The 6,747-nt window shown below is 64.5% G+C and carries 3 protein-coding genes; all 3 read right to left on the reverse strand.

Translation table 11 applies throughout. The features are described 5' to 3' along the window. Nucleotides 1–15: 15 nt before the first annotated feature. On the reverse strand, nucleotides 16–1,065 hold the full coding sequence (locus tag IAE38_RS20775) for an AraC family transcriptional regulator (protein WP_201219064.1): 1,050 nt from the start codon (nucleotides 1,063–1,065) through the stop codon (nucleotides 16–18). 126 nt (nucleotides 1,066–1,191) lie between these two features. Next, the gene (locus IAE38_RS20780) at nucleotides 1,192–5,664 is read right to left on the reverse strand and encodes an NEL-type E3 ubiquitin ligase domain-containing protein (protein WP_201219066.1); all 4,473 of its coding nucleotides are present in this window, start codon (nucleotides 5,662–5,664) and stop codon (nucleotides 1,192–1,194) included. 72 nt (nucleotides 5,665–5,736) lie between these two features. After that, nucleotides 5,737–6,609 (reverse strand): LysR substrate-binding domain-containing protein, encoded by an 873-nt coding sequence (locus IAE38_RS20785; RefSeq protein WP_201219068.1) that lies wholly within the window; start codon nucleotides 6,607–6,609, stop codon nucleotides 5,737–5,739. Between the last annotated feature and the right edge of the window lie 138 nt (nucleotides 6,610–6,747).

The following is a 6,747-nucleotide window of genomic DNA, read 5'->3' on the forward strand; positions in this document are numbered from 1 at the left end:
CTCTGTCGCCCTCACCTACTGACCGGCAGCAGGAAACACCCCCTCACTCACCTCTTCATTGCCCAACACCAGGCTGCGATAGTGCCCTGGGTTGCAACCGAACCACTTGCGGAAGGCCTTGTAGAACGAGCTGGCATCCGCGAAGCCCAGCCGTGCTGCAATTTCGAACATGTCCAACTGCCCTTCAGCCAGCCAGGCGATCGCCAGTTGCCGCCGTACGCTGTCCTTCAGCCCCTGGTAGCTGTGGCCCTCGTCCGCCAACCGGCGACGTAGCGTGGAGGCAGACAGGCACAGCTGCCGCGCCAGCTCATCGGCATCTGGCCATGAAGACGGGTGCTTGGCCAGCAAGCCCTGGCGGACCCGTTGAGCCAGGCTGGCAGGGTCCCGGTATTTGACCAGAATGTTGCCAGGGGCCTGCGCAAGAAACCGCTGCAGCTCGCTTTCGCTTCGCCGTATGGGCCCGGCCAGACAGTCTGCGGCAATGATCATGCGGGTTCGCGGGCGCCCGAACTGCAGGTTTTCAGAAAACATGACCCGGTAATCGTCGCAGAACGGGGGCTCGGCACAGCGCAGTTCAATGGCCAGAATAGGGATGCGTCGCCCCGCCAACCAGCAAGCCACACCGTGCACGATCATCCAGAAGGTAAAGTAGGTGAAGGCCCGGCGCGGCTCATCACGGGGCTCGTTGATGACGATTTCGGCCAGGCTGTGCTGGCGAACCAGGCTTGGCTGCAGGTCCTCAAGCATCAGCGTGAGAAAGGCCAGGGCTGTGTCCAGCCCTGCCTCGACGGTGGGCTGGGCCATACTCGCCCGGCATAAAAACGCCAGGCTGCCGCTGCGCAGGCCGCGCGGGTCCATCGCAAAGAACTCGTCATTGCAGCGTCGTGCCAACAGACGCCACAGGCGCGCATAGGCCGTCGACGGCACCCGTGCGTTCGCTTCATGCAGCAACTGCGGGTCAATCCCGGCTTTGGCCAACAGCTCCGCAACCGGGCAACCTTGCGGGCAGGCCTGCAGCAGCGCCTCACGCACCAGATGCATGGAAATGGTGTCCTTGTTACTCATCGCCGGCCCAGATTGCTCGATGCCAGCCATCTTAAAGCTACGAAGAAAAAACACCACCCTGGCGCTTGAACGGGCGAACCGGCAGTAGGCTGCAACAGGCTCGCCAACTACATCGCGCACATCACATCAGCCAAGCGGTGCCTCGGCCTGCCTGGCCATGGCCTGGCGGGTAAGCTCCAGCATCTTGGCTTTGACGGCACTGTCGCAGGCCTTGGCAATGGCTTTGGCGCGGCGGTCGTACACGGCATCAATCATGCTTTGCCGGTCGGCGTACAAGCGTTCCATCTGCTCGGCGAAGGGCTCGCGGATTGCTTCGAACACAGCGCCATGGCGCGCCTGCAGGTGATCGCTCCAGAAGCCTCGCTCGCTGATGTCCTTCACCAACTGCTCACCGGCTTCGGCCTTGCGCACGTGGGCTTCGGCAGCATCGAGATCCTGCTGGCTAACACCCGCACTGGATTCGAACTCCATGGTCCGCGCCTGCCCCGGCAAGTCCAGCTTGCTGGCCAACCCTACCCGGTAGGCCAGGCTGACCTCGATCTGGTCCACATTCTCCCCCCCGGTTTCGCGCCGGCTCATGTCCTGCCGTGCATACGCTTCAACCTGGTCGAGCCGGAAAAAACGCCGGGCAAGGCTCAGCAACTCTCCCTCGGCATCACCGCCAGCGGCCCCTTCTACTGCCGCGCTCAGCAACCTTACCTCCAGCAGCCCAAAGCTGGAAATCACGCTGTCCACGCACGTCCGTGGCTCGCTGGCCAGGGCAAACATCTGCTCACGCAGGCCGGTGTGCTGCTCGATCGTGTCAAACATCGCCCACAGCCGCCCTTCGAGGTCCCCACGTGCCAGGCGGAAGTCGCTGGTGTCTGTCAGTTCACCCACCAACGTGAAGAAGTCACCACTGCCGGGTTCTGCCAGCAGGCGGTTCCACTGGGCCGTGCGCAGGGCCCGGGCTTCGGCGTCAAGGTGCTCCATCCATCGGCTGATATGAAACGCATCGCCCTCGCTGCTGAGTTCGCTGTCCGATGTGTGGCTCGCATCGACCCACAGGTCTCGGTAGATGTCCGGCAAGGGGTTGCCAACCAGGGCGATGCGTTGCCGCCACTGGGCGCGCTGAGCGCTCAGCGTAGCGGGCAGCTCGCTGATGTGGTTGTCACGCAGGTCGACGTATTCGAGCGAAACGGCACGCTCCAGGTGGGCCGGCACCTGCGTCAGGCCCACGCCCCGCAGCCCCAGCTGGCGCAGACGCGGCAAGCGGTCAAGCGCCAGGCCGAAGTTGCCCAGCCTGTTCTCGCTCAGATCGAGCACGCTGAGCCTGGACATGCCTGCCAGCGTATCGAAACTTGCAGCATCCAGCCGTAAAACGTTGCGCGACAAGGTCAGTTCCTGCAAGTGCAGCAACCGGCTGAGCGTCTGGGGCAAGCTGGTCAGGGCGTTGTTGTCCAGGTTCAGGGCGCGGACGCTGCGAAACGGCTGCAAAAACCCGGCAGGGACCTCGCTGAGCTGCATGTTCGCCAAGGCAAGCTCACTGACATGGGTGAACCCGCCTTGCCCGCTCAGGTCTGGCAAATCCCCGGCGCCTAGCCCGGAAAGCACCAGGACCATCCCCGGGTCGCCATTGGGCTGGCGCCTGCCTGCCAGGCCCTGAAAGCGCCAGCACCGGCGCAGCTCATCAGCAACCATGCGCCGCTGTGGGCGGCGGGCCGCACCCGCTGTGTCGACCGTCCACCGATCCAGCGCCTGGTCGAGTTGTAGGTATTCACGCTCCAGGTCCAGCAGCACCGTGAAGGGCGAGCCTGGCTGCTCATCAAGCACATTCAGAAACAGCTCCAGCTGCCGCTCGCTGAAGCCTGGGTAAAGGCTGCGCACACGGTCCTGCAGAGTGCGCTCGGCGAGGTGGTTGCCCGTGCCCCGGCCACTTAGCAGGTACCCGAAGCGCCGGTCGGGCAGGCGGTCGGGGGAGCGGAAGGTGGGCTTGATCGCCTCGATACCCAGCAGACGACGCAATGCCGCACGGTCCGCCGGCAGGCGCTGCTGCAGGCTGTCACGCAGCGCAGCCACACCGCCCTCGCCCGCCCAGCCCAGGCGTGTCTTGTCCGCTGCAGGCAGGCAGTCCAAAAGCGTCTCGAGCAAGCCCACACCGCCGGACTGGCCAAGGTCCAGTGGCTGGCCGTTCTCATGCACCGTCATCTTGCCTTCACCCCATACCAGCACCTTGGGCGGGTGGGCCGTACCAGACGAGTACAGCTCGGCGATCAAGCGCCCACCAGCGCTACCCTCGCGCACCTGAACATTGATCTGCCGCGGCCAGCCCGGGCTCTTTCTCAGCAACGCGAACACCAGCGACGCCGTGTCTGGATGGTAGGCATTGTTCAGATAAAGCCCCTGCAATGCTCGACATACTCTGGCGTTCTGCAAGGCCAGGCGGGCGGCTTCCGCCATGGCCAGGTCCAGCCGACCAGTCCCGCTCAGGCGGGCCTGTTGGTCGGCACTGGCATTGAGCAGCAGATCGGCAGCATAGGCACTTGGCAAGCCAGGGAAATCCCGCTGGATGATGTTCATGCCCGCCTTGTCCTGGCCTTTGTCGGTCAGGTGCAGCATCAGTTTTTCACGCAGCGTCGGCGCCTGCTGGAGAATCGCCTGCACCTTGGCATCCTGGGTCGACGGGAGGGTGGGCAGTTGCTCGGAGCACCATTGCAGCAGCTGTGTGTCGGGCACCTCCTGGCCAACCTGCAGGGAACGGAAGAACTCGTCGATGCGCCGGTCAGCAGCAAAACGCTCCAAGGTGTCGCGCAAAGGAACAGGCAGCACACGCTGCTCACTGACCAGCCGACGCAATGCGGTCTCGTCGACGTCAGCAATGCTCAGCACCTGGGTGATACGCTCAGCATCGAAATCGTGGGAGATCGGCCACAAGCGCCCCAACAGCGCTGCCTGACCATGCCACTCCTGCGGGTGTTGCCACGACAGGCGCCAGCCGTACTCCCCATTCCATTGCAGGGTGGGCGCAAAACCTTTCTGCCGGTCGGAGCGCAAGAGCCGCCACTGGCGCGAGAGCGGGTCCCGGTGTACTTCGTGGTAGTGGCCCTCGTTCAACCACCAGCGCCGGTCACCGTAGTGGAACAGCCCGTCACGCCCGCGCAGTGCCCGGCTGGGCACCTGCGCCGCCCTGAACGGCTTGATGTCTTGCGACCACAGGTTCGCCGTTTCAGCATTGGGTTCGACCGGTACCAGTTCATCGACGAACGCGCTGCGTTTGAACGAGCGAGCGACCGCGTGCCCGCCCGCAGCGCCCAACGCGTTGACCGCCACCACCTCGGCCACGCCCAGCATATGCTCCAAGGCTTCATGCTGGTGGCCCCGAGACCAGTCGTTCACCCCCTGGTACACCTCCTCGATCACCTGCCCAACCGTCGCCGCGAGCATCAGAGTGCCCAGTTGCGGCACGAACATCGAGGCCATCTGCAGCAGGTTCAGCCCAACCCCCTCCAGGGTTTGCAGGCGGTGAAGCCGTTGCTGCGCATCCACTTCGGCAACCGGTACCAGGATGAACCGGGCGTCATCCTTGATGCGCTGCACGTGCAGGCCAGCCAGCTCACTGAACAACGGCGTACCCGCTGGCTTGCCGGTGACTTCCAGGTCTGGCACGGGATCACTCAGGCGCTTTTTCAGCAGTGCCTCGAATGCAACCCGCTCGCTCAACGCAACCTGGGCGAGCAGCACCGGATAGTTGTGGGGGTTACGCAGCAGGGTGGCCATGTGCGCGTTCAAGGCGCCCAGGTCTGCAAACCGTTGCAGCGGCAGATGCGGCAGGTAGAGCAGCAAGCCTGCCGTGGGGCGGGCATGCTCGGGGGCTCCCGCGTCCGACAGCTCGATCAGCAGGCCATTAAGCATGGCATGGCCAAGGACATACAGGTGCTTGACCAAGACTGCGGGGTGTTTGGCGTTGGCGGCGGGCAGTTCGCCCAGCGTGTGTTCGAGGTTAGCGACATCCGCTTCGTCGATGCCTTGCTGCAACCCTGCCAGCTCCACTGCCAGGGCCAGCCGCTTGCGCTGGTCCTGCGCCATGAACGTGGCAACCGAGTTATCCAGAAAGCCGTCGAGGTACTGCTGGTAGCGCTTGCCCACATCAGCCTTGCGACACGCCACGGCCAGCTGCGCGGTGTCTACAAGCACCTCCGGCGGGTTGGCGGCAGTGCGGTGGGCAACCGAGACCAGGCCGGTTTTGGAATTGAAGCTGGCGCCTGACGGGAAGTTCTGCATCAAGTGGCTCATGGCCGGGTCGTAGGTATCATGGTTGCGCAGCGACTCGCCTCCCATGAAGCTGTAGTTTTCCCAGCGTTCGCGCCACAAGGTGTGGGCAAGGTCGAGCTTGAGCTTGAATGTCTGCTCGAGCATTTCGGTCAGTGCTGCCCGGGCGAAGTGTTCCGGTGAGACCAGGCGGTTGAAGACCGTCTGCAGGCGCTGCTCGATGACGCGGTGCTCTTCGAAACGTGTACGCAGGGCGACGATCTGCTCGACCGAGGCAGCGTGCAACCAGTCGGGCAGGTGTTCGGCAATGAAGCCGTCGATGTGATCGGTCGTGGCGGCAGGGTTGGCCATGGTGGGCTCCAGATGGTTGACAGCCCGGCACCTTTGCCCATCCGCCACAACCTGGGCAGGCGGAACCGCCTCCTAGCCTGCCCGCTGTGCCTGCGACACGTCCATGAACGCCTGGATCAAGCGCAGCCCCCGCCGCCGCTCCAGGCAGCCCACCCAATGCTGGTTGACCAGCGCTGCACCGCTCAGCGGGCGCACCACCACGCGCGGGTCGTGGGGGGCTTCGGTGGACGAAACGATACCGATGCCCAGCTCGGCGGCCACTGCCTCGACCACGGCTTCCCGGCTGCCCAATTCCAGCATCACACGCGGTTGTAGGCGCGCCGCAGTGCATGCGTGGTCGAAGGTGCGGCGGGTAGTGGAACCCTGCTCGCGCAGCACCATGGCCTGCTGATCGAGCCTGTTGAGCGGCAGGTCGCCAGCGCTTGCAGCCCAGGTGTGGCCGACCGGCAGCAGGGCGCAGATACGGGATTGGCACAGGGGTTGGAGGTAGAGGGCCTTGTGCGGCTCGGTGTCTGTCAGCACGGCCACATCAACGTGCTCGCTGAGCAAGGCCGCCAGGGTTTCACGCGCATTGCCCAGGCGCAGGCTGACGGTGACACCCGGGTGGGCCTGGCGCAGTTGCGCCAGAATCGGCATGACGCGGTGCGGGCTGTCGGCAGCCACCTCCAGGCGCCCACTCAGCAGTTGCTGGTTGGCTTCGAGCATGGCCTTCGCCTCCTCGGCCAGGCCGAACATCGCCCGTGTCACGGCTGCCAACCGCACGCCCGCTTCGGTCAGTTCCACCCGCCTGGCAGTGCGGCGCAACAAGGTGACCTGGTAGTGCTCTTCCAGTGCCTTCACATGCCCGGTAACGGCCGGCTGGCTGATGAACAGGCGCGCAGCGGCGCGGGTAAAGCTGCCCTCCCGGGCCACCGCGTCGAACGCGCGGAGCTGAAACAGATTCATGGGTATCGGCCTGGCTTATGACTGGCATCGGAACAAGCAATTTGATTGATGCCAGCATCGATTGCAACCTCATCCCAGACCCACGGCCATTGCTGACGAGGCATCCCCCATGAGCACCGCCCCCACCCTGTTGACACC

It is taken from the genome of Pseudomonas sp. S32, assembly GCF_016648095.1.
Taxonomy (GTDB): domain Bacteria; phylum Pseudomonadota; class Gammaproteobacteria; order Pseudomonadales; family Pseudomonadaceae; genus Aquipseudomonas; species Aquipseudomonas parafulva.

Coding starts and splice junctions, on each gene's coding strand:
- IAE38_RS20775 (WP_201219064.1), bottom strand. CDS start 1,065: ATGAGTAACAAGGACACCATTTCCATGCATCTGGTGCGTGAGGCGCTG.
- IAE38_RS20780 (WP_201219066.1), bottom strand. CDS start 5,664: ATGGCCAACCCTGCCGCCACGACCGATCACATCGACGGCTTCATTGCC.
- IAE38_RS20785 (WP_201219068.1), bottom strand. CDS start 6,609: ATGAATCTGTTTCAGCTCCGCGCGTTCGACGCGGTGGCCCGGGAGGGC.